The organism is Eudoraea adriatica DSM 19308, assembly GCF_000382125.1.
Taxonomy (GTDB): Bacteria; Bacteroidota; Bacteroidia; order Flavobacteriales; family Flavobacteriaceae; genus Eudoraea; species Eudoraea adriatica.
In genome coordinates this window covers 241,890-267,999 of the sequence record NZ_KB907546.1, presented here as the reverse complement: position 1 = coordinate 267,999, position 26,110 = coordinate 241,890, and the positions used below count along the sequence as shown (strand labels likewise).

Annotated in this window: 24 protein-coding genes and 1 pseudogene; 12 read left to right on the top strand and 13 right to left on the bottom strand. The window is 35.1% G+C overall.

The features are described 5' to 3' along the window. Positions 1 to 616 precede the first annotated feature (616 nt). The gene (locus tag G504_RS0101350; RefSeq protein WP_157472989.1) at positions 617 to 1,303 is read right to left on the bottom strand and encodes a hypothetical protein; all 687 of its coding nucleotides are present in this window, start codon (positions 1,301 to 1,303) and stop codon (positions 617 to 619) included. Between the two features lie 373 nt (positions 1,304 to 1,676). Between G504_RS0101350 and G504_RS18155 the strand changes: the two genes are divergently transcribed. Both G504_RS18155 and G504_RS19035 read left to right on the top strand, forming a co-directional pair. Continuing rightward, entirely contained in the window at positions 1,677 to 1,991 is a 315-nt protein-coding gene (locus tag G504_RS18155) for a DDE-type integrase/transposase/recombinase (protein ID WP_019668328.1), read from the top strand. A gap of 289 nt (positions 1,992 to 2,280) precedes the next feature. Next, positions 2,281 to 3,045, top strand: coding sequence for a peptidoglycan-binding protein (locus tag G504_RS19035; protein ID WP_083930686.1), 765 nt, complete (start codon positions 2,281 to 2,283; stop codon positions 3,043 to 3,045). Positions 3,046 to 3,754: 709 nt separating this feature from the next. Here G504_RS19035 and G504_RS0101330 read toward each other — a convergent pair. After that, positions 3,755 to 4,369, bottom strand: a complete 615-nt coding sequence (locus tag G504_RS0101330; protein WP_019668326.1) for a hypothetical protein — start codon at positions 4,367 to 4,369, stop codon at positions 3,755 to 3,757. A gap of 784 nt (positions 4,370 to 5,153) precedes the next feature. Between G504_RS0101330 and G504_RS20110 the strand changes: the two genes are divergently transcribed. Together G504_RS20110 and G504_RS0101320 are read left to right on the top strand one after the other, a co-directional pair. Then, positions 5,154 to 5,375 carry a response regulator transcription factor gene (locus G504_RS20110; RefSeq protein ID WP_083930685.1) on the top strand — a complete coding sequence of 74 codons (222 nt, stop codon included), beginning with the start codon at positions 5,154 to 5,156 and terminating at the stop codon, positions 5,373 to 5,375. Between the two features lie 167 nt (positions 5,376 to 5,542). Next, positions 5,543 to 6,136, top strand: a complete 594-nt coding sequence (locus G504_RS0101320; protein ID WP_157472987.1) for a hypothetical protein — start codon at positions 5,543 to 5,545, stop codon at positions 6,134 to 6,136. A 363-nt stretch (positions 6,137 to 6,499) separates the two neighbouring features. On the opposite strand, the gene tssO is transcribed toward G504_RS0101320, so the two are convergent. From tssO to G504_RS0101290, 5 genes are all read right to left on the bottom strand, one after another. After that, complete coding sequence (tssO, locus tag G504_RS0101310) at positions 6,500 to 7,006, bottom strand: type VI secretion system TssO (RefSeq protein ID WP_019668323.1); 507 nt, start codon at positions 7,004 to 7,006, stop codon at positions 6,500 to 6,502. Positions 7,007 to 7,093: 87 nt separating this feature from the next. Then, the gene (locus G504_RS0101305) at positions 7,094 to 8,254 is read right to left on the bottom strand and encodes a hypothetical protein (protein ID WP_019668322.1); all 1,161 of its coding nucleotides are present in this window, start codon (positions 8,252 to 8,254) and stop codon (positions 7,094 to 7,096) included. 17 nt (positions 8,255 to 8,271) lie between these two features. Continuing rightward, positions 8,272 to 9,303 carry a PKD domain-containing protein gene (locus G504_RS19030; RefSeq protein WP_019668321.1) on the bottom strand — a complete coding sequence of 344 codons (1,032 nt, stop codon included), beginning with the start codon at positions 9,301 to 9,303 and terminating at the stop codon, positions 8,272 to 8,274. A 67-nt stretch (positions 9,304 to 9,370) separates the two neighbouring features. Next, entirely contained in the window at positions 9,371 to 11,173 is a 1,803-nt protein-coding gene (locus G504_RS0101295) for a type VI secretion system baseplate subunit TssF (RefSeq protein ID WP_240473014.1), read from the bottom strand. A 39-nt stretch (positions 11,174 to 11,212) separates the two neighbouring features. Further along, entirely contained in the window at positions 11,213 to 11,647 is a 435-nt protein-coding gene (locus G504_RS0101290) for a GPW/gp25 family protein (RefSeq protein WP_019668319.1), read from the bottom strand. 226 nt (positions 11,648 to 11,873) lie between these two features. Between G504_RS0101290 and G504_RS19025 the strand changes: the two genes are divergently transcribed. The 7 genes and pseudogenes from G504_RS19025 to G504_RS19940 form a co-directional block, all read left to right on the top strand. Beyond that, positions 11,874 to 12,911 (top strand): NlpC/P60 family protein, encoded by a 1,038-nt coding sequence (locus G504_RS19025; RefSeq protein ID WP_019668318.1) that lies wholly within the window; start codon positions 11,874 to 11,876, stop codon positions 12,909 to 12,911. 20 nt (positions 12,912 to 12,931) lie between these two features. Continuing rightward, positions 12,932 to 13,843, top strand: a complete 912-nt coding sequence (locus G504_RS0101280; protein ID WP_019668317.1) for a hypothetical protein — start codon at positions 12,932 to 12,934, stop codon at positions 13,841 to 13,843. A gap of 19 nt (positions 13,844 to 13,862) precedes the next feature. Next, a complete protein-coding gene (locus G504_RS0101275) occupies positions 13,863 to 14,732 on the top strand; it encodes a TssN family type VI secretion system protein (protein ID WP_019668316.1) in 870 nt (289 codons plus the stop codon). A 467-nt stretch (positions 14,733 to 15,199) separates the two neighbouring features. Beyond that, on the top strand, positions 15,200 to 15,592 hold the full coding sequence (tssD, locus tag G504_RS0101270) for a type VI secretion system tube protein TssD (RefSeq protein ID WP_019668315.1): 393 nt from the start codon (positions 15,200 to 15,202) through the stop codon (positions 15,590 to 15,592). An 89-nt stretch (positions 15,593 to 15,681) separates the two neighbouring features. Continuing rightward, positions 15,682 to 16,110, top strand: coding sequence for a type VI secretion system tube protein TssD (gene tssD / locus G504_RS0101265; protein ID WP_019668314.1), 429 nt, complete (start codon positions 15,682 to 15,684; stop codon positions 16,108 to 16,110). 23 nt (positions 16,111 to 16,133) lie between these two features. Then, positions 16,134 to 17,906 carry a type VI secretion system Vgr family protein gene (locus G504_RS0101260; protein WP_019668313.1) on the top strand — a complete coding sequence of 591 codons (1,773 nt, stop codon included), beginning with the start codon at positions 16,134 to 16,136 and terminating at the stop codon, positions 17,904 to 17,906. 23 nt (positions 17,907 to 17,929) lie between these two features. Beyond that, positions 17,930 to 18,226, top strand: a pseudogene (locus G504_RS19940) (PAAR domain-containing protein); the annotation flags it as partial. Between the two features lie 215 nt (positions 18,227 to 18,441). Here the strand turns inward: G504_RS19940 and G504_RS0101250 are convergent. The 4 genes from G504_RS0101250 to G504_RS0101235 are packed head-to-tail and all read right to left on the bottom strand — an operon-like array spanning position 18,442 to position 23,573. Beyond that, complete coding sequence (locus G504_RS0101250; protein WP_019668311.1) at positions 18,442 to 19,185, bottom strand: hypothetical protein; 744 nt, start codon at positions 19,183 to 19,185, stop codon at positions 18,442 to 18,444. A gap of 52 nt (positions 19,186 to 19,237) precedes the next feature. Then, positions 19,238 to 20,584 (bottom strand): DUF5458 family protein, encoded by a 1,347-nt coding sequence (locus G504_RS0101245; RefSeq protein WP_019668310.1) that lies wholly within the window; start codon positions 20,582 to 20,584, stop codon positions 19,238 to 19,240. Between the two features lie 9 nt (positions 20,585 to 20,593). Further along, on the bottom strand, positions 20,594 to 21,040 hold the full coding sequence (locus G504_RS0101240) for a hypothetical protein (protein WP_019668309.1): 447 nt from the start codon (positions 21,038 to 21,040) through the stop codon (positions 20,594 to 20,596). A 55-nt stretch (positions 21,041 to 21,095) separates the two neighbouring features. Further along, positions 21,096 to 23,573: an ATP-dependent Clp protease ATP-binding subunit gene (locus G504_RS0101235; RefSeq protein ID WP_019668308.1), complete on the bottom strand. Its 2,478-nt coding sequence runs from the start codon at positions 23,571 to 23,573 to the stop codon at positions 21,096 to 21,098. Between the two features lie 405 nt (positions 23,574 to 23,978). Here G504_RS0101235 and G504_RS0101230 point away from each other — a divergent pair, with 405 nt between their 5' ends. Then, on the top strand, positions 23,979 to 24,521 hold the full coding sequence (locus tag G504_RS0101230; protein ID WP_019668307.1) for a hypothetical protein: 543 nt from the start codon (positions 23,979 to 23,981) through the stop codon (positions 24,519 to 24,521). A gap of 393 nt (positions 24,522 to 24,914) precedes the next feature. On the opposite strand, the gene G504_RS0101220 is transcribed toward G504_RS0101230, so the two are convergent. Together G504_RS0101220 and G504_RS19020 are read right to left on the bottom strand one after the other, a co-directional pair. Beyond that, positions 24,915 to 25,307, bottom strand: a complete 393-nt coding sequence (locus G504_RS0101220; protein WP_157472983.1) for a hypothetical protein — start codon at positions 25,305 to 25,307, stop codon at positions 24,915 to 24,917. A 230-nt stretch (positions 25,308 to 25,537) separates the two neighbouring features. Continuing rightward, the gene (locus tag G504_RS19020; RefSeq protein WP_019668305.1) at positions 25,538 to 26,044 is read right to left on the bottom strand and encodes an ankyrin repeat domain-containing protein; all 507 of its coding nucleotides are present in this window, start codon (positions 26,042 to 26,044) and stop codon (positions 25,538 to 25,540) included. Between the last annotated feature and the right edge of the window lie 66 nt (positions 26,045 to 26,110).

Sequence of the window (26,110 nt, the reverse complement as noted above, 5' to 3'; positions counted from 1 at the left end):
TTAAGTCCTGCGCGACAAAAACACCATTTTTTAATAGTAGTATTTCTATTGTAGCATCAAATGAGCGATTCTTATCTTCTGCCAATAGCGGCATTAAACTAAAAATAGGAAAAATTATCCAGAAAAAAAATCGTAAAAAAGTAAAACAGGCTATAATTTCGTAATAATACAGGAGACTCTCAGCATTCCTCTGTGGCTTAATGTCTCATATTTTCATATAGATGCTTGCCATCTTTATTTAAGCCACCAAATACCACCATTTGGCAGCACATTACCACATGGTACATACGGTTTTTGCTCATTTTCAACCCGCTTATCTGACACCTTGAGTGTCCTACGTTCTCCATTCTGGCGTAATAGAAGAACTTATCTGGAATTTTATATATTTTAAACAAAGCCCAATCTATTTTTGAAATTTTCGTTTTTGAATAAGCAAGAATCGTATCGAACTACATGGCCATAGATAGAATATTGAAGAAAACACCTTGTTTTTATTATCAAGTGAACATTAAGAGCATATTATTCTCATCTTTAATAGAATTCATGTAAAATGCGAACTGCAGGTTATATTTCTCATAGAAACTAATCTATATTGCTTAACAACTAGTTATAATTATTACATGTTTATTTTTATGTAATTACTCACGTCATCTTGACTCTTCTTTAAGCCAAGCTCTAATTGCTCCAAGTCTTTCACCATCTTATCACAATTATTTCTAGTTAAACGAGTTAGAAGGAGAAGTTTAACGGTATAGTATTGGGTCTCCGCAATAGCCCTTAGTGCATTATGAGCACTTTGCCCTTCTGCTTGGCTAGAAACCGCATTTTTACCAAACCCTCCTACACCTTGCGAAGTGGCTTGTGTTCTCATCATTGCTTGCACAGCCGGATCAATCTTATTCTTTGCGTCTTTAAGTTTTACCAAATTACGATCAATGACCTGAAAAGCATTTGCCTTCATATCCTTGACTGAGTTTTTTATTTCGTTATCTATTGAAACTTTGGCTGCTCCTGTCCAATTTTCTTTAATTTTAGTTTTATAAACTCCCTGGCCCAGATCTATACCTATTTCCACGGCCTTCGAAAAAATATCGGAAATGAATGGAGGCAATGGTATTGCCCCTAAACTAGACATAAATATTTGTCTCGGTGCATTCTGAATACCTTTGCGTAATCCTTTGTTTTGACCTATGAACATATTGTCATTTCCATACCAAAGTGCCCTCTTAAAACTACCTTTACTTCGATTCGCTGTTTCTGCATATACAGCATCTAATATTTTGTTAAACTGGATGTCATTCATAATTTTCATTTTTAGATTAATCAGTGCTAATGTCCCTTATCACCTAGCCATAATTGGCTTAATCTCAAAGCTACATATTTAATATTTAAGCTTAAAATAAAACTATTTGCATAAAATAGTTACACATGATACAACATTTGATAAAGAATATAACGCCATAAATTATAAGCTATCGTCAAAAAAGCAGTGTCTTTAAGAGGAGTATATTCAATACTCTTAAATTACTCTTTTCGGGGATTGTTCTATTTGTATCTCTAACGCTCTATGTCTCACGTTCAAATGGCGATGATGAAGCTGATTCTGGTTCACCTACACCGACTCGACACCAACAGATACTGACTATATTATCAATATCGACGCAGTAGAGCTAGATGTGACCTACAACGCATGGGAAGGCGGAGAATCATTAGATAGTGATAAGAGGGGTGCCAATAGTTCAGCAATAAAACTATATAACAGGAGAAATTATTCTCGGTTCAAGATAAGACAATGCAAATACCTCAATAATATGGTAGAACAAGATTATCGTATGATCAAGTGGCGAATAATACAAGGTATGGGATTTAAGGAATTTGAATCAGTAAAAAGGACAATTGCCGGAATAGAAATAATAAGAATGTTAAAGAAAGATCAACTGTTGAACCCTAAAAATTCAATGTACCAATCCTTTATCTCATTAGCATCATAAAAACAAGATTCAAATCAAACTTTTATACTTATTATGAACAGATGTGACAGAACCAAGGTTAAAGTACGTAGATGTATATACTTTGGATAATACGTTTATTATCAGTATTTTATATATACCCTGTTTTGTAATGCTAGATGTAGTTTCTGTGAATTTATTGACAGAATTTATATGGATTTTTGTATATTTAAACTTCTCAAAAGATTAGGCAGCAAAACATTCTATTGAGTTACTGGTTACAAATAGACAATAACAAAAGGAAACAAAAAATAATTAATGGAGCCCAAAGATGTCAAATAATTTTGTGATGTTAAAATATGGAGATGTCCTACCTGCAGTTAGTGTCGCGCAACTACTACTAAAACGTACTGGTGCAACTATTTCTGCTGATGGGATATTTGGACAGAAAACTTTGGCAGCTGTTAAGGACTTCCAGCGATCGCATTCAGGTTTGGGCGTTGATGGTATTATCGGAAAGTACACCTGGACTAGGCTTAAACATACCGAAACGCTACCCATTATCGACTTTATCGATGTTTTCGATCCTGACCTATATTCGAGTGAACGTCGGTTTCTACAAGTGGCTGGTACTTCTCCGATTACCATTGGCGGAATGAGCAACGGAATTGAACAGGCAGTGACTGATCTGCTTTTATCAAGCTCGAATGTCTTTTTAGTTCGATTTCATGGACACGGAGCTCCAGGAGCCGCTGGTGTATCCGATGGACATGGCGACATTTCCAGTCGATCTACATTTGAAAACAACCCGGAGACGATGGCTGCCATGCGTCGTTTAAAACCACTGTTTGGAAAATATGGTTGTGTTCAATTCATGCATTGTCAAACCGGTAGAGGTGCGACCGGAAGAACTTTTTTACGGAAAATCAGCAGTACACTTAATGTCCCGGTTACAGCTGCGGTGAATGATCAGTATGGCAGTACGTTGAGTGAGACACTTCGATTTGAAGGGCGTACCGCAACTTCTTGTCCGGGGGGCAATCTAAAGTCATGGAGTAACTCAAGAATTCAATTTCCAGGTATGTCGTTTCAATAAGAAAGTTATTGCGAAGGTGGAGTTGGCAATGCCCTTGACCTTAAATGTATCACCCCCTTTGCCCACTACAGAATTTGTAGTGAACGGCCTAATAGTAAATTTATGAAACGCATCAAACAATAAACTGGAAAATATAAGTATTGGTGCGTATTTAGAATTTTGTGTTTCATAAAGACTTTCTAACGATGCGAGGCCCTTGTATTTAACAGCCTTATTATTAAATTTTCTTACTGGTGCTCTGTTATTAAGCTTTGATTTACACGCGGACATAACACCGCTTGGGCTCATTGATAGCAACTAGGACCCATAGGAGGCCAATGAGAGTCGGCCAGATGCAGATGCACTGGCCCCGGCGCTCCATGAGGGCTAATAGCAGATACCAGAAAAACTGAGGAATTAAATTGGGCACAGAATTGATGCCCTTCCCAAAAAAATGGAAGTACAAATTCCCCATCAATATCTGTTTACTGATGGGCCATCATAAAGTGTATGGACTAACCCCCAGAGCTTATTTTTAACATTCCTGGGTCACTCCGAATGTTTCAAAGTGTTACAAGTGCTCCTCTGTAAGGCATACCATCCGATAACGCTCTCATCCAAATATTATGCTAGATTAACTATTGATTGAATATAATAAGGCCTATAGTATGATTGGAAAATACTCAATATTAACAAGTCTATTGCGATTCTCTCCACACTAACAAAATTTTTAAGGAAATATAATTTTTGTACGTTTATCATGAATAATCCATTGTTGAATATCTCGTTTAGCTTTAACCCTATATGGATCGACAAGAATAATTAATTCCATGTGTTCTAATTTACTACCATTCATGCCAATTACTTCAATATGGTGGATTTCATCACCATTTCTGACTCGAACAGGTTGTTGGTCTCTATTTGAAAATGCTAATACAGTGGTAATTCCAGTCCAAACAACTCCAGCTGGTCCACTAACAAAGCCCATAGCTAATCCCAGTAAGGTATCTAATACAGGGTTTCCCCCTCCGCCTCCCGACAAACTTTTATTTAAACTAGCACGAAAACCCTCCCTTGTTTTATCGATAACCATTAATCTACGTCTGGTGCTGTTAGTTTTCAAACTGGGGTCTTCTAATATAAAACCATAATCTGCAGAACCCCAACTATAACCACCTGTTTTTATTTGATTGAGTAATAGGTATCGATTGCGTTCAGATACCATAAGACCCCTCATAACCGAATCATCAAGTTTTTTTTCCACTCTAGAAGGTAAAATTGGTATAACAGGAAAATTAGCAGTAAGCTTAGATATTTGTTTTTTAAAATCATCGAAACCAGACATATTAATCTTTTTTTTTAATTAGTTACATAACAAAATCTTACACGAACTTAACACAGGATTAAAATGCAATTTTGTCACATAACCCACATGGCCAAATAGTCTAACAATTCATTGAGTTTCTTTGTCGAATCGGAGCAATTATTCCTGGTGCAACGTAGTTAATATCAATAATATTAATCCTTTTAAGCCTATGATTACTTATAAATTTTAGTAATGTTATTTATTAGTTGAATAATCATTCCAGCCTAATATTACTATCATATATTCTGCCGCCAAAAGAGGCTTAGTAGTAATATACAAAATATTTTACAGTTGCCTAATCAAAATACGATATGCTGTTTAATGTAAAATATAATTATATAAATGATTAAGATTACGTGTGATATGTTCTATTTGATGTATTATGCACCATTAAACATCCCCAGATGTAACGACCGAAATGATCAGATTAAGTCAAAGAGTTGATCATCACAAAGCATCCATAACATGCCCTTAAACCTCATTCGAAATCAAGATTAGGCGAATTAAGTAGTTACCCCCTACTATTCTTAATACAGTAATAACCTCATTTTAAATGATCTAATCAGCTTTTTAAAAAATCTATTGGATTTATTTGTTAAAAGTGTTAAAAATTCATTAAATTGATAATCCCCTTTGATTTACTCCCCCTTATCTAAATGCATAGAACGTTGAGTTCTAATTTTTGTCTTAGAATATTTTATAATAGAAATATAGCGAAGATTCATACTAAATTAATATAGATAGGAATTTTACACCTTTATAAATGGATTTCGAAAAATACACATCAACATCAATGGTAATCTCTACAAGAGAACTGGAAATCCTAAACTTGTTATCAGAGGGTCTGAGTTCAAAAGAAATTGCAGACCAGCTATACATCTCATACGATACAGTACGTACACACCGAAATAATATCCTTAAGAAAACTAAATTTAAAACGCTCACTCAGGCTGTTAGTTACTGCATAAGAGACGGAATAATATAAAATACGCATTTTGCAGTATTTATTTTTATACTGAGTTCCCTTACATTGAATATTAATTAACGGAAAGTTAATTCCTGATAATATTAGGGTGGACATTAATTCTCTGTTCGTTTAACCAAAAACAAATTTAAAATACATGAATTATGAAAAAATTTAAAAACATTTTAATGATCGCGTTAATGTCATTTGCATTAGTAATAGTTTCTTGTAGTGATGGTGATACTGGTCCGGCAGGTCCGGCAGGTCCGGCAGGTGCAGCAGGTCCAACAGGTCCAGCAGGTGCAGATGGTGCAGATGGTGCAGCTGGTGCAGATGGTGTAGATGGTGTAGATGGTGTAGATGGTAATGCCAATGTTCAAAACATTACATTTGATGCCTCTACTTTTGAAGGGACCTTTGACCAGGTTACAATTACTCAATTAACGCAAGATGTATTGGATAATGATGGTATTTTGGTATACCTAAATGACGGTATTAGATGGTTTCCTGTGCCTTGTCCTGCAGATTCTTTTGGTTTTCCTTTTGGTGTAGATGTAAACTTAGCGGTGCAATTAATTATTTTTGATTATGTTGATGGATCGGGTAATAATGCGAGCATCGCGGCTGGTGACCTAGATTCTGGCAGAGTCATAATTATAGAATCGACCACGACGACATCTGGAAAAACAAGTCAACAACAAGTTTATGACCGATTGAGAGAAGCTGGAGTTAATGTTAACGACTACTATGCAGTTTGCGATTTTTATGATATTGCTTATTAGCATTAAATGGTATTAAAAACCGAAGACATAAGTCTTCGGTTTTTTTTATTTTTTTTTCTGCATAAATGTTTACTATAAGTTAGAATTATAAGCTTCCATTGTCAAGATGATTATCTTGTAGAAGAGCAAACCAACAAGCATTTATTTATATAATAGAGTGAATGGAGAATCGAAAATTATGACTGGATACCATTGGAAAGTCAACAAACTTATGTGGATAATATAAATCTGTATATCAATAAACAAAATAGAAATTTTATTGCAATAAGAAAATGGAATTTGGATAACCACTTAAAAACAGTACATGAGGAAGGTGTTGTTGATGCAAATGAGACTATCAATAATTTACAGAAAATGAAATAACTAACGTGATCTCCTTGCTATATATAGCTCCCGCTCTGCCTCTATTAGATCATCTCTACAATTTTCATAGAATTCCTTATATTCAGCTATAGTGCCTTCAGCATCCCGAAGCGATTGCAGTTTATCTGTTGCGGTTTGCAATTCAATATAAAGCTGGATTATAGCCATATGCATGTCATATACATGAGAAGAACTTTTTGGCGGAACATTTTTCTCAAGATCTACGATCTTGGTGCTAATCAGCGTATTTTGATAGGAGGTATTCTGGCCAGGCACTTTCAAAGAGTCAATCATTCCTTTTAAAATCTGCATCTCAGCAAAGAAATCACTCTGATATTCCATATCTTCCTTGATTACTTTTACCTGCTCCCGTAATAATTTGTTTTCCTTTTCAGGAATTTCGAAGTTGAAATACACCGCTACAAGAATCATAGCTACGGTTATCACAAAAAGAACAAAAAACTTTAAAAAACTACCGGACCTTTCTTTACTATTCTTGGCTTTCATGTTCTAGTTACTTTTATGGAATGCTACTTTTGTCAATTAAGATTTAAATTGGCTTAGATACTTCAGTAATTAAAACTTAGGTTTACTTTAATCTAAAAGAAAACTTCTTCTGCTTTTAACTTCAGTATTATCTACAACTTCTTCTTTAACAAAAATTCCGGTTTCGGATTTCTTGCCAATGTACTCCAATTCATTTAATTTCTTAAATAATGTCAACATAAGTTTCGTAAATGATGAGATTTTTTCAAGTGAAGCGTTTATATCTGTATGAACATATTCCATTTCAATGGTTTCAATTAATACACCCTCTAATGCACCTTGATTCAAATCACACCAATTGGTCAGGTAGTTTAGAAAATCTTCCTTCCCAGTGCCTACAAAAATGTCCAGGCTACTTTTTATAACCCTTGCCAAACCACCTAATTTAGAGAACATTTTAATAGGTGGTTCATACCTGTCAATTATTCGATATTCGGTTATATAGGCATTGAGATAATGCACTACTTGCTCCGAAAGGTATAAGGCAATGTTCGCTAAGTCGTTAGTTTGCTTCTTCTGATGAATTTTTTGTATAATATAAACGGAAAAAGCCTCCATCTGATTTAGGAAAGAACCAACTTCATTATAAGTAAACTTTAAGTCCGGATAACTTTGTATAGATCTGCAGGGTGGAATAAAATTTGAATCAATACTTGGTTTGCCATCTTCAACGATAATTTTGGCAATTGTCAGGTGATATAATCCCAATTCCTGTTTAGTCGTTTCACTACTCGGTATTATATCCAGCTTGTATTCCGGGAAAACATAAGGATGACGTGGTGGATTCTCCTCCGGATCCGCATTTCCAACGGCTATTCTTTTTAAAGGATTTACAGTGAGTACAACATACCATTCCTTATCCTTTTTTTTAATACTGTATTGCTGTTTCAGGATATAACCAGATTGCTCCATTAGTTTGGTTGTCTCCTTCGAAATGTTTATAAGGTAACCACCTAATGTAATAGCTCGACATGTATGAAGAACGACTTCAATCGTAGATTGTCCATCAACAGATATGTTGACGTCTAATGAAGCCTCTTGATCAGAGAGCTCTGGTAAAAGGCCAAAATTAGTAGGTGTAATACTAGTTTGCTCAGAATGTTTTATTACTTCCAAAATAGAATTTTCCATGGCGATAAAATGATCTTTGTTGATCTTCATCCCATCTATCCAATTGACTTTATAAAACCCTTGTTCCTTAGCACTCATCTCTTCTATCTTTAGGTTTAATTATCCTTTGCTTCTTTATAGTCTATATTAAATGATTTAATACAATTCATATCAATAGCCCTGTAAACTTTTATAGTTTCTATTGCTATATTTTTACCTTTTACATCATCGCACAAAGACCTGAATGTATAGTTCCTGCCATTCGCAACAACCAACGGATTGGGATCGCTACAAAAAAACTCAGCAAAGGCCTCAGGCGCCATTTGGCCTTTAGAAATCATCTGTAACTTCGTTTTTAAATTTTGATCACTTAGCGAAGGATTGGTTGTTACCTTATCTTTCTCGGTTCCTTCCTGGGACCCAGAACCTTTAGGAGCCTTAGGTAAATTGAATTTTGTACTTTTCGGAGCTCTGGGCAAATCCAATCCTTTTCTTCTTGGTTCTGTACTGATTTCTATTGGGCGCTTTTGGCTATCTTTTGAAGGTATTACATTAATTTTCTTTTTACTGATATAATCTAAATCCTCATTCACAATTAAGGATACTGTTTTCAGACCTGGTTCTTCATAAATATATTCAGCTGTTTTTGTGGAGGCGTCTATATTTGCCGATTCTCCAAATCGCCATTCCCAAGAACTGGCGTTTTCTGTTTCATCAGTTACTATTAATTTTTGGCCTACCCTAATACTTTTTGCCAAATTAAACACTGGAAACTTTGTAGAATCAAGTAAAATAATTTCAGGCTTTACATGGACCGTTTCGATTCTTTCGCACTTATTATTAACGACTAGCCTAACATTATAATCCCCGGCCTTATCAAAAACATGTAATTGCTCTCTTTGACTTTTTATACCAGTCCCATCGCCAAAATCCCATTCCCATTTTTTGGCACCTTCGGACTTATCTTCAAATTGTATAACCTTTCCAGCCCTCAGATCATTTATGTCATATGAAAACATAATCTCATCACAAGGTTCGTAATTGGCATATCTAAAAGAAAAAGAACCGGCAGCAAGAAGAAAAACAACTATAAAAAAGATAAAAACGTTTCTATCCAGGTGGGACGACATATTTTTCCCTGAGCGCATACTTTTACAGTTTTTAGATTATTCTATTGAGATTTTGAACAAAGTTTAGTTGAATGAAACTAGAGGTTCAATTTAATATTTTTATTTTATAAGGGAAGACATTTATTGATTTTTTTTCTAGTTGGTACAAGAGGTTATTATTCGTTGAATTCCAATCTTCTGTTTCTGTGTTGTAATGATTGTTTGCCGTTAAAACAATTTCAATGCAGGGTATCCAACCCTTGTTCAAATTCAGGTCTTTTGTATATGCTCTTTTAATTTCAACTTTTTCTATCTTCTCGCCATATATTTCATAGCATAAGGCCCTTACATCTTCTTTAGTTACAATTCTATCCCTGGAGAGTAACGATCGCCTGTAAGAATTAAGCCGATCAACCATAGTCAAATCATCTTTACCACCGTGACTCGTGCTGATTAGATAACTATTGGTTTGCTTCACGCCTATCCCTTTGTAAATATTTAATTCACTTCCTGATTTTATGTTATTGGCCAAAACACCATTACATGTCCAAAAATCGACCAAAAGATGTTCATCAGTCTTGTGAGGTTTTAAAACCACATAATTGGTTTGCGTTTCCTCGTTGATATTTTCGGCAACCTTTTTCTCTAAAACTGCTATAAGCTGATTTAATGATTTCAAGTTCTTTAATAAAAATTCGTTGTTTAAAAATGAAAATGACGCACTTTCATCTTTTAATAACTCCACTAAATAGACAATGTACTCTTTTGCTTTTCGCCGATCTAATTTACCCACATTATCACTTCTCATAATGAAAGTCCCCTTATCCGTGTTCGTATTGTTTTTACTTCTGGCTTTGTACATCTTTCCATCGGTATTAACAATCGATTTCAGGTCAAAAAACAAATCCTCTGTTTTAAGAGGTATAATATGCGTATAATTCCTTAGATGGTATGAAAAACTCAGTAGCTCTCTATTTAGAACAGGAAAAGTATTTAATGAGCAATACAAATTTCCTAGAATCTTATTGCTGATAATTCTTGGGAACACAATCTTGATCCATCGAATTTCCCCGTCCGTTTTAATCTTATTGCCTTCCAAAAAATCATTCAGTTCACTGAAGTTCGATTTTTTAATGCCATTTTCATTAGCCATGGCCTTTATTGTAATATAATGTCTCCTATAATTATTATTTATTTGCTGGCATGTAGAATTGGATTTATTGGAGACATCTTCAAATATGTTTTTTAAATCGGTCTTGTGATCTTCATTGTTATTGTAAAAACCACTAATAACATCTAGCTTGGTTTCGTTAACAAACCATTCGGCATTTCTAAGATGATGATAGAACAACTCCTTATCTTCATTCCCTTGAAGTTCGAAATAGAAAGAAACGTCCTCTATAAGAATCGTCTTGAGATTACTTGAAATTCCTAGATAAACCGTCGAAGGAGGTAATATTAGGTTCTTATAGTTCTTTCCCAGAATCTGACGATTCTTTTTTTCTTCTAATTGAATATAGTTCGTTCCAGTGGCTATGAACTTAACTTTGGCATCGACCAAATTGAAGTCCTGAACTGGAGTGAAATATAAATCCTTAAATTTAACCGATGTTTTTTTGTAGGGGATTTTTTTTCTGTAGCTGAAGTGGTACTCCGGATTGATAGTTGTAATATTATCAACGGGCTCGGCATACAAAATAGCATGTGCAGGTCTTGGGCCAATAATCTTTTCCGGGGTCATAAGCTGAATAAGCTTCTCTGTTATTCTTGTCTGGGATTCATCCATTTCCACCGAAATTTTTTCAATTTCAGCAGAACAAGCAGAAAGGAGTAGTGAAACGATAGGATCAAATGACATTTCTATTTCATTGGCCTCAACACCCCAAATGTCGGCCGCATTTTTTATCATTCTATTTTTAATTTGCTCCTTGGTGCTTTTTCCCATCTGCTACGAATATGATAAAGGCCCAATATAGAAATACTCCACATATGAAAATGCCTCATTTGTTTTTATTACTTGTGCTTTAACACGTATATCCAATTTTCTCTTAATTCTGACCGAATTCATTACGCCGGATATCTGTTCTTGTTTCATTCTGACGCTTACCTCTATCGAATGAAGCCTTTTCTCATGTCTGGACAAGGACTCGTACAACGATTGCTGAATAAGACTTTTAAGGCTATTGGTGGTCTTTAAATTATCAAAATCAATGACCCAAATAGCACAACCAAAAGTTTCGTCAAATGCACATTCGCCAAAATTAGAAGTGTTAATCAAATGAATATGATGCGATATGGACTGCTCTAAACTACATGATTCATGTACTCCTCTATTTATCAGCATCCTTGTATTTAGAGGTAGGGTGTAGTATTTAATGCTCATATTTTTTATCCTATATCAAAAGAACAACAACTGGGCTTTATTAGACGAAGATTTTTCAAATATATTGAATATAGCAAATATATTATCATAAGCCATTAATATTAATCCCTAATTTAATGATTCCAAAAAACTAATTTATAGATCATTCACCTTATTTTTGGTAATTTTTAATATATTTAAACTACTTTTCAATTTTTGTAACAATAGTTTAATCAAAGTAATTATAATGGGCAAAGTTTTGTACTTCTTTTTATTTATGAATATTTACGCTATTTCTTTTTCACAAAACGCAATGGTCGTTGGAACAATTGGAGAATTAGTAGATAGCACCGGAGTAGCTGATGCAAGGATTTTTATTAAAGGAACCCAGCTGGAACAGAGAACAGACCAAAATGGAGCATATGTGTTCGAAAAAAATATCCCAATTGGGGAACAAGTTCTTAGTATTTCAAAACCGGGCTATGAGCCAAGAGAAATTGAAATTTACATTGTTCAGGGGAAAAAATTAGTCATGGACCGGATTAGCCTATTAATAACCAGCAAAGAAAGAAGGGAAAGGAATAAAGAAGCAAAACAACTTGGGCAGGAGAAAATCAAGAAGAAAGAAGTACAAGAGCCAGCTTCAATTTTAGGTAAAATTCCAGTAGTCGGCGGTATTGGAGGAGAAATCCCTATCATTAAGGGCGCGTTCAAAAAAAAGAAATCATTGGATGAAGTAACATTTACTTATGAGGATATCCCAAAGGAAATAGTTGTGGAAGAGCCAGTAATGGAAGAGCCATCCTATTCTCCCTTACAACTTAAATATTCCAAATTAATGGATGTGCCGCCGGAAGAGATCGCTAATTTAACCCTTTATGAGTTTATCGATGAATGGATGGGAACACCATATGTAATGGGAGGAAACACCGAAAGGGGCATAGATTGTTCTGCCTTCGCTCTGAGATTGTACAATCAGGTATATGATACATTTCCAGGGAGAACAGCACAACAAATGCTTGATGACAATGTACCTGAATCAACCAATATTTCTCTGTTCGAAGACCCTTATTATTTAAAGGAAGGGGATTTAATGTTTTTTAATGCAGGAGGTGAACGGAACAAAGATAGAATTGAACATGTAGGCGTGTATTTGACCGAAAACAAATTCATTAATGCTACTTCCAGAAATGGCAAGACCGGTGTTTCAGGGGTGAAAATAAGTGATTTAAATGACGCGTATTGGATGAAACGTTTTCGTGCCGGAGGAAGAGTCGTCGAATAATAAAGCCGAATAATTCCTGCATGAAATCTGAAAATCTAGAAGAATTTTTTAATCAGTTATTAAAGGTCCATGGAGATTTGAGGGCCGAAGTGTTTATTGCAGAAATACAAGGCAACTTCGAATTGCCCGATGAGGATTTTTTAATAGCCAATCAAAGCACTTTTTCAAGAGGATATAGTAGAGATATTATTGATACGGATGGCCACATCAATAAAAATAAACTGACTTTAAATCTGTCGAGAAATGGGCTTTATGACATTTTACCTGAGGGATTATTCCATACTCAAGCGATAAGCAAGGACACCAATTCATATGTAGCTCGTAGGAAAACCGTTAAACAGGAGGAGCAAGACGCCAGATTACTTTTTGCTCCTTTAGAAAATGAATTTTTCTACCAAAAATTGAATATTGAACGCAATGAAAGAACATTACTGGATGATTTTTTCAACCTAAATGACAATTTCTTGCTAAACTTCTGGAAGATAGATCAAGGTATTCCAGAAGATTATACTTTACAACTTATAAAACTATTACCTCATAGCCATAAGATTGTTGGTGATTTTGAATTAACAAGATTGAGTTTAGAAAAAGTTTTAAACGAAAAAGTCACATTTATAAAAAAAAATATAATTCTCAAGAATGAAGGTATTGATCATGGTATTGGAACTCAGTTGGGTGTAGACACCGTATTGGAAAGCGATACCAATGAAGTTATGATGCCAGCTTTAGAGGTTACCATCGGGCCCATTTCAATGAATGGTATTAATACATTCTTAAATGAGACCGAGGTCTTAAATTTTATTTACGCGTTTTACGACTATTTTATTCCTTTGGAAATGGAAGTGATCACAAAATTAATAGTCAATAAAAATAGTAAATTCTTGTTGGGTGATACTAATAATACTATATTGGGCATTTCAACACAATTATAATTGTAAACTATAAGCTGCTATGGTTAATTTAGTAGGCGCGGATATTTTTAAAGTCAGTATAGGACTGGCCATCATTAGCACCGTAATGATGATGCTGGTCACTAAATTGCGCCAGCTGTTTACAAAGAACAAGTTAAGGGCAGTTCTTTATGCCCTTCTTATTTTAGTAACCTTCGCCCTAATTGGCTTGTTAAGCTCAAGTAAGGTTTTAAATGATACGCCATTAAGCAGTTTCTTGGCCATTGAATTTTTCTTTCTTGGTTTAGGAATTCTGCATTTATTTGCCCTTAGAAAGTACTTTCCAGATTTGTCAGAAGATAAATCCGATTTTTTTTTAGAGTTTCTTTTTACTCTTATTTATGTATGTCTTGGTCTTATAGCCTTTCTTCAAGTTGTAAATAGGTTCAGATCGCCCTTTAATTATATGTTCACATCCGCTGCATTATTGTTCGTATTACCCACCATGGTTTACAAAATGTACGAATTTGCTATGATTATTCCGATGCCTATTTTTGAAAGTTGGTTATTTCCATTAAATAAAGATATCAAGGATCCAACCCAAAAAGAATTGACCAATCCAAGAATTATTAGTTTTGAGTTTAGAAAAAAAGAAGGTGACCCTGAAGTTACTAGTTTTAGGGTTAAAGCCCCTAAGGGCATGGAGTTTGGAAAACTGTTTTATTTTTTTATTACGGACTATAACGAAAGGCACCCAGAAAACAAAATTGAATTTTTAAAACATACTAAAAAGAAACCATATAGTTGGGTTTTTTATTTTAAGCCAAATCGTTGGAGTCGAATAAAACACATCAATTTTAAAAAGACAATTGCTGAGAATAATATAAAAGAAAATACGGTCATTGTCTGCAGAAGGGTTGATATATCCTAATAGCTTTCCCATCATCAGTTTCTCGGTTAAATCACATTTTACTAAAAACGTCTTACTGTAATTCTAAAATTAATCTATACAATTTTCAGCATTCATTAATTTCTATAGTCTAAGACATGCAGACTCAATAGAAAAGGTTACTGCTAATAGAGAAAATCCAATAATTTAGAAGATTAAAAAAATAAAGAACATTGAGGATTACATTATACGATTTTCTAAAAAGTCCAGGATAATTAACAATAAACCGTATAAGGCCAAACATATATTCGATTAATTTGTTAATTTAAATTTTAGGAAATACTCATTCTCTATTCCTAATAAAATATTTTATGGTTTAGGGTAACAAAACCATCAAATTACTTGGTACTATAGTTATTGTTTATTAACTTTAATTTCTCCCACTATTAGAATCAAGAATCTTATATTAACTAACTAAACTTTATATTAACTAACTAAAAATTATTATCATGGCTTTTAAAGCAGAATTGAAATTAGGTAGCGACACATTCAAACTACTCAGTTGTTCATACGCTCTTCATAGAAACGTTGGTCCATCCGGCAGACCACAATCCGACGTAACAGGAGGCACTTTTAGTTTTATGATTGAATCCACAACAAATACCTTCTTCACTGAATGGATGTTGGATATCCACAAGGGTAAAGATGGCGATTTAATTTTCTACAAGCATGATGAGGATGCGGCAGCAAAAACGTTGAAATTCAAGAATGCTTATGTCATAGACTATTCAGAAACTTTTCAAGCAGATGGCGGTGCAGCTATGTATGCAAGTGTGGTAATTACTGCGGAAGAGCTTGATGTTGCAGGTACACCACACTCTAATGAATGGGCGGCAGGATAAACCATCATTTTTTGGACATCTATAAAATTAAGCATCAGGAGGTGTTTTTTCTACCCTGATACTGGTTATTGTTTAAAACTATTTTTATAATGGCATATTCCGCTTTGTTAACCATTGAAGATCTTGGAGAGTCTTATTATGATGTTAAAGTATATCATTGCACATTTGAGTTTACCCAAAAAATAGACATTCAAACCGGTCACACTTTGTCTAATGTACAAGCTGGCCTGATACAGATTGTTGTGGAATCTGAAAAAACAACATCGTTATTGGATTGGATGATAAAACGGGAAAAGAAAGATGGCTTTATTCAATTTAAGGCTGCTACTGGTAAAGGGACTGAGAATAGTAAAAAACTTACATTTTATAAGGCAAAATGTGTCGATTATAGGGAAACATTTGAAGCCATGACTGGAAACGCAATGCTGTGCCATTTTTCTATTTGGTGTCAAAAAATTGAAGTAGGTAATTCTACCTATGAAGTTAGTTGGGAAGAAACGGATACATGGGGAGGCTAAGGATAACTACTAATTGACAAATCATGACCTTAAGCTTTAAAACTACAATACTCCTAGATAGTAAAGAGATTCCGATTATTAAAGAATTGCATCTTTATCAGAAGGTTCATGCACATCATACCCTGGAAGCAAGAGTGCCTTTAAGCGTATTTAAAGATTCTGATAGCCACCAATTTTTGGGAAAGGCATTTTCTGTTGAAATTTTAACAAATAATACACTGAATGAAACTGTCGGTAGACTAGAATTTAAAGGTATTGTTACTGCGATAAATATGCTAAAAGGTTCTAGTATATTGGGAAATGAACTTGTAATCATTGCCTCAAGTAAAGATATCGTATCTAACGAAGGCCCTCATTATAACTGTTTCCATGAGAATAGTCTGGATGACATTGTAAAAAAAGCATTACACGGATATGATTTTGATTTAACCGTCGATTCCTATTATAAATCAATAATCGATTACACGGTCCAGCATCATGAAAGCGCCTATGAATTTGTAAAGAGATTAGCAGAAAAATACGGCGAATGGTTTTATTACAATGGTAAAAAGGTAATTTTTGGCAAACCAGAATTCAAGACAACACCGCTCAAATATAATTATGATTTGAGCGAATTTAAACTCAGTTATATTCCGCAACCTCAAAAATTTAATTACTTCACTCAAAATTATCTAAAAAAATCTGCTAAATCTTTCCATTATAGTGAAACTGGAAAACCAAAGGGGGTTTCAGGCGATAATTCAAAGGTATTCGATAAATCGAATACAATATTCAAAAATGAAACCAATGTATGGGTTAATGGAAATAATGAAACCAATACGGAAAAAGTCTTAAAAGCACAAGCCAAAGTGCAGCAGAGTAGTTTTGCCGTGAATCAGGTTAGGATATCAGGAAAGAGCTGGAACTCAGCGGTTGCTTTAGGCAACATTATAGAAATTAATGATCAGAAGTATAGAATCATCGAAGTAGTTCATTCGCTTAACGGAGTGGAGGACTATGAAAATAGTTTTGAGGCCGTAAATGCTAATATTGAGGGCTATCCGTATACCAACATAAATTCATTCCCGGTAAGTCAAAGTCAAATTGCTATTGTAAAAGAGAATAATGATCCGGATAAGCTTGGCAGAATAAAGGTGGCATTTGCCTGGCAAGAACTTATTGGGCAAACCACACCATGGATTCGAGTCCTAAGTGCCCACGCGGGTGAAAATCAAGGAATTCAATTTATTCCCGAAATTGAAGATCAGGTGATTGTTGATTTCGAGGGTGGTGATGCCGAAAGCCCATATGTAATTGGTGCCTTATACCATACAAGCCATAAACCAGATGATGATTGGATTTCTGACAGCAACAATATTAAAGCTATACGCACGCGTAGTGGGCATACCATAGAACTCGATGATACGCAGGGAGCAGAAAAAATAAGTATTTATACTAAAAATGACGAGTGTAAAATTGAACTGGACACAAAGGAAAAAACCTTATCCATCAGCGCTATGGAGTCTATTGATATTTCTGCAAGTAAAATTAGTATTAAGGCTGGAGAGAATATTACGATTGCCGCTGAAAATAAAATCGAGGCAATTGCAAAAGGCGAGTTGGCAATGCAGTCACAAGCTGATACTACCATAAAAAGTGGTAAGAATCTACAATTAGAGGCAACTGCAAATGCAACACTGAAGGGGTTAAAAACTGTTGTAAAGGGAGATACAGAAGCAGAATTAAGTGCAGCTAAAACCAAGGTAAGCGGTAGTGGAATGACCGAGGTTTCAGGAGGCCTCTTAAAATTAAATTAGGTACAAAATTAATTACGAAAAAGATGCCAGGACCAGCCGCCACATTAACCAGTATGCATGTGTGCCCAATGCTCACACCCGGGTTACCACCCATACCCCATGTTGGAGGGCCGGTAACAGGACCTGGAGTTCCTACGGTACTCATAGGAGGAAAACCGGCCGCTGTAATGGGAGATATGTGTACATGTGTAGGACCACCGGATACTATTGTCATGGGAGTCCCCACTGTATTGATTGGAGGTAAACCTGCTGCCACGATGGGATCTATGACTGCTCATGGGGGATCCATAACAGTAGGAGATCCAACCGTATTAATAGGTACGTCTATGGTAGTTCCTTCTGCTGTGATGCCAATACAGGATATTCCATTTCCAAAAATTACACAGCTGGATAAGATGATTGCGAGTTTAAGCGGAAAGTCCTTCAAAGAAGCACAGGCCCAACAGGACAAATTAAAAGAAGAATCTAAAAAATATTCTAAGAAGCCGTAATCACTTATAATTGTTGCTCATCACAATGCTGTATTCCCCCTATTTTAATTCCCAATTGTATGAGTTCCACTTATGGTGAACATAAATGTTTGTTCTTTCGTTTTATAAAATCCTTTAGGGTTTCTCAAAAATTTGTTCATATTAAAAGTTCTGGCGTATTCCATTTGAATGGTTAATTCATCACTCTTATAAAAATCAAAACTAGCACCGTATTTCGAATATTTTGTACTGGAATGCAAAAAATTTGGCGTAACCCTATCAAAAAAACGGCCAACACCAGGCTTCCATTCATAGAGGGGTTTAACTAATTTATCATCCCAATATAAATCAAAAACAACATGCTGCCCGGCATCTGGGTTATAGAAGTTTCCATATGGACCAATAGATTTAAAAGCTGTTTCATCTAAATGTACACTGCATTCATTGCTAGCGATATCACAATGAAGACTCTGATCTTTGCCTTGCCCCTGTTCTCGATACCCTGTACCCTTTGTTGCATAGGAAGCAAGGCATCCTACAAGAGAGTTCTTATCATCTGGATGAAATTTTTTAGTGGCCAGAAGAGCATCCACTAGCTTGACACTACTTATTGGCACAAAATGAAACCCCTGTGCAATTACGTATCCAACTTTTGTAATAGTTTTAATATGACTAAAAAGATTGAGTTGGTGTTTGTCGTCAAACCTCTTAGCAATAGCTTTAATAAAATTAATTTCAGGACTTCCACTGCTCAAAGGACGAACTTTATTCGAGAGCTTACTTATAATCTCAGAATCGGTAATAATCATGGTTGTTGCTTTCTAATTATATGTCAAATGCAAGCCAAACCACATAGCAATACTATTGTTGCTCATATTCCGAATCCCATTCTGTTCCATCATCTCCTTTTTGACCATCCATTTTTATCATAAAGTTTTTTGCCGGGAAATAAGGTTTCATATGGATATCTAAATGAACCCGGTCTTTTTGGTCAGGATCTTGTTCAAATCGTTTTATAGAAAAATCTTCGATCAACTTACCAGGACCCGTAATGCTGTCCAAGAATTTTACTATCTGACTCATCAGTTCCTTACGTGTTTTTACATTGAAATTCTCAAATGCTCTACGGTTTAAAAAATCCATCAAAACTTTAGTCACATAATCAAAAACACGCACCACAGAATATGTTTGCAATCCCAAATTATCCCCATTAAACAAGGTTTTCGCAGAGAATGCCATTACTTTGCCATACTCGTTAACCATAGGTACCAGACCCAATTTTTCCAATTGGGCAATATCACTCTTTTTAAGATCAAAACGCACACCATCTACTTCATTAATACCGCCAAACTTTTTCCCTGCGGTTACCTGCGACATCAGTGTGTTATATATTTTGCCTGCTAGTGCACCAGATGGTGGAACAAATAAATCTTCTTCCTCCCCAACTTCATCATGCTTACCTCTTCCGACCAACCAATTGCAAGACATCATCACGTTGGAACGATATTTGTCTCCTCCAGTGAGATTGGCAGATTCAAACATTTCCATGACATCATCCGGCTCATCCAAATGTTCAAAATCCGTTACGAGCATTACCTTGTTTTCATGTGCAATCTTTGCCCATTTCTCCACCACTTTATTCGACCCCAAATAACCCGGTAAAACCAGCAAACCATAATTATCACGCAAATCCAAGCGATCATAAGCAGCATTCAATTCTTCGGAAATTGCATCTATAAAACGTGTATTGTCCAAATCTTTTAATTGATCCAATTCTGCGTTTACTATTGAGATGTTTTTTAGTTTATCAGATTCTGTATTCTTATAAAACAAGGCCACGGACCTATACGAACGCTCTAATTCTCTTGTAGCTTCAATACTTTTGCCCAAATTTTTAGTTAAAGATTCTGCTGCAGATTTTGCATTAGTTTCGGAGGCTTCAACCATCTCGGAAATATTATCAGAACTCGATAAAATATCAGTCCATATCTCCAATCTTTTTTTTAAGGTTTCCCGCTCTTCTTTTTTGTTCATTTCCGATAAGAAGATCCTCTTTCTTGCCTTCCGCTCAGGATTTAAATTCTGAACGCCTTCTATACAAGACTCTAATAGCTCGAATCCTCCAAATTTTACGAGTTTATCACTACTTTCCCTTAAGAATTCAGCGGGATTCTCTACCGGAGAAAATTGTTGTTGCTTAGTGGCCATATTTCTTTTTTATTTTTTTTCAATTTCAGTTAATAGCGCTCGAATAGAATCCAGTAGGGCCTGTTTAGCCTCAGGATCGGTGATTGCCGTTTTCAAAATCTTATTGGTCTTTAATTGTTTCACAATTTTGACATATTGATCCTTTTCAGTATCCAAATCCTTTAAAAAACCACTTTGTCGAGTAATACCTTTGGCTCCAAAATCACCTAAATTACCAAACTTTAATGTCTCTTTTGTGCCGACGCCTTCTTCATCCTCAAATTCGACCTCTACTTCAGGTTTAAAGTGATCAAATACCTCTTCTACCGTTTTTAGGCCTGTTTGAACCACAGGTTTAATAGGCGGATCGCTAGTTAGTTTTTCAACCATAAGCGTTCTATTCTGAGGAATTTCTGCAAAGGCCTCATTGGCATCTGTTTTTACTTCCGTTCCTCCAATTCCATATGTGTTCGCCATAATTCTAATTATTTAAGTTAAATATATTGATTTATTCGTTTAAAATGTTAATTTTTTAAGTAATATCCCATTTTAATTCATTTTTCTTATCAACGTCTAATTTAATACTTGTGCCTTTTGTAATTTTTCCTGAAATAATCATTTTTGACAATGGTGATCTTAGGTCACTGCGAATAACACCTCTCAAGGGTCGCGCGCCATACTTAGGTGTAAAACCTTTTTTGGCGAGCATAGTAATTGCATTATTTGTTAGTTCCAAAGAAATTTCCTGCTTGTCCAATGCCCTATAAAGGTCCTTTAGCTGTATTTTAAAGATTTTGCCAATATTCTCTTCCGTAATAGGTGAAAAGGGGATAATTTCGGTAAGTCTCCCTAAAAACTCCGGTCTAAAATGATTTCCCATCATCTCGAGTAAATCACTCGATTTTGGAATTTCACCTTGTCCAAAGGATTCCACAATATGTTGACTCCCAATATTGGACGTAAAAAGTATCACCGCATTTGAAAAATCACCTTCCTTCCCTAATCTATCGTGTAATTTGCCTTCATCCAAGATTTGCAAAAAAATATCAAACACTGAAGGATGGGCCTTTTCAATCTCATCAAAAAGAACAATGGAATAAGGTTTCTGTCGAATTTTATTTACAAGCAAGCCTCCCTCTTCATAACCTACATATCCTGGAGGTGCCCCATATAATAATGCCGCCGAATGTTCTTCTTTAAATTCGGACATATCGAATCTAATAATCGAGGTTTCATCTTGAAAAAGAAATTCAGCCAAAGCCTTCGCCAATTCCGTCTTACCAGTCCCGGTAGGTCCTGAAAAGAAAAAAGAGCCGATTGGCAATCCTGGTTTGCTCAAACCAGATCGTGATTCCAAAACGGCTTCTGTAATCGTTTTAACAGCATGATCCTGTCCAATTACCCTCTTTATAAGCTGCTCTTCCATATTTAGTAATCTCTCTTTTTCATCGGCCTGGAGTTTACCAGTTGGAATTCCGGTTTTATTAGCAATTGTGGAAGCAATGTCATTTTTATTAATACTTTTCTTTTCCTTTTCTGCAATCGTCTTTAAATTGTCAAGAACATTGTGTAGGGATTTAAACCCTTCCTTAGGTGTGGTTATATGCTCAAAATGATCTTCTTCTCCTAATTCTGTGAATAAAAGATAACTCAACTTATCTTGCATTTGGGTATACATCCAATTTTGTTCTGCCAAAATTATATGTGTTTCCAGATTTTCTTGTTTAAGTGCTTCAAGGCGTTCTTTTAGTCTTGTAATTTCGGGTACAGAAGTCTCAACCATAAATTTTGCCGCAGACATTGTTCTATCTATTAAATCAATAGCGGAATCGGGGAGGCTACGTTCCTTATTATAGCGCTTTGCTAAGCGAATGGCCTCCGAGATAGTATCGGAATCAATGTCCAATTTGTGATGATCTGCATAATAAGAAACTGAATTCTTGATCATTCTATGGGCCTGTTCCTCACTCGGTTCAAGAAGACGAACAATCTCAAATTGCCGGGAAAGACCTTCATCTACTTCAATATGTTTTCTATAGGCATCATTGGTGGCAGTTGCAATAATGGTTAGATCACCCTTTACCATTTCAGATTTCAAAATATTCACCAAGCCCTGGTTACCGGAATTTTTATCGGTTAAATTTTTCAATTCATCTATTAATAAAATGGGCTTGTCGAATTGTTTAATTTCATTAAATACTTTCTGAAACCGATCTTCAATCTCCCCTTTATATCCCGCACCCGAAACTAAATTGATGAAATCCAGTTCAAATACTCTCGCATCTCTTAAATGCTCTGGTATATTTTCATTGATTGTTGCATAGGAAAGTCCGTTCATCATCACGGTTTTTCCAACGCCGGGGTCACCTAGGATCAGTACGTTAGGCTTGGAGCGTCTTCCAAGTATCTCAGTAATCATTTTAATTTCCGAATCCCTTCCCGAAATATTTTCAATGGTTTCATTTTGCGCTTCGGAAGTTTTATCGACACAGTATTTCATTAGAGTTGATCCCCCGATTCCTGTTTTGCCTTTCACTGCAGATTTACCATTTTCTTTTACCACTAATGGTGACGCACCGCCCCCGGTATCTAAAAAATCAATAATTTCATTAGGTGTGAGTGGAAAAGTTTTTAATTGATCATAGGAAAAACCCACCCCTGGAGTACATAAAGCAATAAGTAAACAATGTTCATCGACATCATCGACACCCAATTTCAATTTAATATTATCGGCTTCATAAAAAACAGCTTCAATTGAGGAATCCCCAGATGGACTCTCAGGTATTTTTGTAGTTTTCGGAAAAGTTTCCAAACGCACCTCGGCCCATTCTTCCACATAATAGGCATCTTGCCCCATGTTTTCGATGAACTTCATAAAGCCTATGTCTTTATGTAGCAAAGCCTTCAGTAAATGGGAAGAAGAATACTCCTCATGCGCATATTCCTTTGCAAGGGCCTGGGCAATATGTACTGCTTGTTTTAAGGTATCGGTTAGTGCATAATCTATCATATGAAGGAAAAATGTTTTAAGGAATGTTTTATCCTAATAAACATAATAAATAATATGTTAAAATCATAGTATTTAGCAGGATATGAACAGTAACTCTAAATATTGAACCAATCTATGCAAGCATTTGACAGGTAACGGCCTAAATATTGATATCAATACCGCCATTTATAAGCTTATAAAGCATTAGTATTTAGAACTAATTAATATGGTACCACTCTCTAATATCCTTAGTGCTAATTTAAAGAATAATTTACTTTATAATTAGGCACATTTTCAATCCTTTACTAAAAACCGCGTTATTGATGAACTAAAACACTTTAATTTAATATGTCCGAATTACGTAGGATTTTTTTTATAAATTTAGTTAAGAAACAGTAATAGTAGATTTAACACATAAGACTATTCATGCCAATACTTAACCAAAATCTTGACTTTGATCAGCTTTCAAGTAATGTCAGGGCTGCCTTTTTAGGTTGTGGTGCAACAAAAGTTCTGTTACCGCCCGGCACTTCATTATTCAGATTTTCAGGACACTCTAATATTTCCTCTTGGTGGAGTGAAACTACTCAACTACCAGATTTATTGTTATCAGCGAAAGCAAATGGTAAAAACTTACATCAATATGTCCGGACTACTTCTGCAGTATTACGCCAATGGGATGCAGATATGTATAATTTGGTAGTTGCAAGACTCAATCTGCCAGTGTATGCCTTCCGAGGAATAATTTCCCCCCAAAATGAAGCTTCCAAATATATGAACCCTCAAGATTTTAATAATTATAAGAAGCGATTTACCAAGCCTGTTTTTTTCAAAGGAGGAAACGGACAGGTTTATATCAATGATTTGAGTTTAAGTGATATAGATATTATTGTGCCAGCGGGTGCCGTTAATATCTATGATAGCGTTGACGATATTATAAACTTTTTAATCGACTACAATATAATCTAACTACCAAAGTAGAATTTTTAGAGGCCAGTCTGCCTACAACAGTTTATTACCAAAATTTAGAGCAGGACTTCGGAGCTTAAGTTTTAGTTCGATTTCAGTTTCTATTACAGCAGACATTTTTAAATTCAGGAAGCTCATCCAAAAAAAAACCTTGTGAAAAAGTGAAATCTACAAGTGCTATGGTTATAGCTCCTATTAGCACCCCAAGTTATTCCTAATATAATTTAACTAGCGGTTTCAACATAGTAAATATGCTTAATAAATAAGTTATAAAAACCTAATTAATAATACTATTAAAGAGTCCAAATTATTAGAAATGGGAAGGTTTATACGTAATAATGCGTGATTTTTTTAGATACCAATTCTTGAATATGAATTCCTCAAAGGACTTGATTATCTTATATTCCAATTAATATGTCCATTTCTCTTTTTTAATTCTCTCAACATAGGCTCCATATTGTGAAAATCGGCATTGGGAATATTTACGTACTCAATATTATTCATTATTAAATTCATAATCATTATCATTAGGCTTGGTCCATGAGCTAATGTCAAAATTGATGCAGCATCTTTTGTTGAATTATAACAAATGATTTTATTGGTTGCGAAGTTATCTTCGAGGATATATTTGGATAAGTCTATTGCGTTGCCCAACCAAGTCACAACATGAGGTGCGTTAAAAGATGTAATTCTCTTATTTTTAAAGTAAAAGCCCATAGATATTGCAATGAATCCTCCAAGCGAATGCCCTGTGATAATGGAGTCGTTGGTAATATTGGACCTCAAATAACTTTTAGCAGCAGATCTATAAGGTGTTAAGCTGCTTGAAAAGCAACAATATTAAAATGACGAAACAGGACGAATGCAAACAACGGTATTTCCAATTCGTAGCGGTGCTAATTGGAGTTTATATTTTCAAAGCTACGCCTAACAAAGACAAAATCAATTTGCATTAAATGGTGTTTTTCCAATTATTTTGGTTGGTTGATGCTATTATTCAAATCTCCTTAGGGACATCAAGAACTAGACTTAGGCTTCTTGTAGCGGCCGTCGTCCTGCATCGATTTTAATTTCCTTTTTTGTTCTAATAAGTACTTTGTGATGTCGCGCTGATGAAATTGTCTTGCCAAATTAAGTGCGTTTTGGCCTTTGTAGGTTGCATTAAGATCAGCGCCCTTTTGCAAAAGGTATCGCGCCATTTCCAATCGACCGTATTTTGCTGCATACATCAAGGGAGTCTTATCCGCGCAAACACCCTCTATATCGGCGCCATTTTCAACAAAATATCGCAAGGATTTCATCGATTTTAACTTGATACTTATGGCCAAATAATTATACCTTTTACTATCTCCTACTCCCACACATTCATTGATGCGATCTGCTGTAATTAAATCTTTCAAATTTTCAATGCGTTCATACTTTATACTCCAGGCAATTTCATTAGTTAATTCTTGCCCATAAGATGCACTTCCTATTGTCGTAAATAAGGTTATTAAAATCAGCTGTTTAAGACGTGAATTCATGATTGGCATAAATCTATTTACAACAATTGAGTAAAATGATTTTTTAGCGCTATATCCCAAAGATAA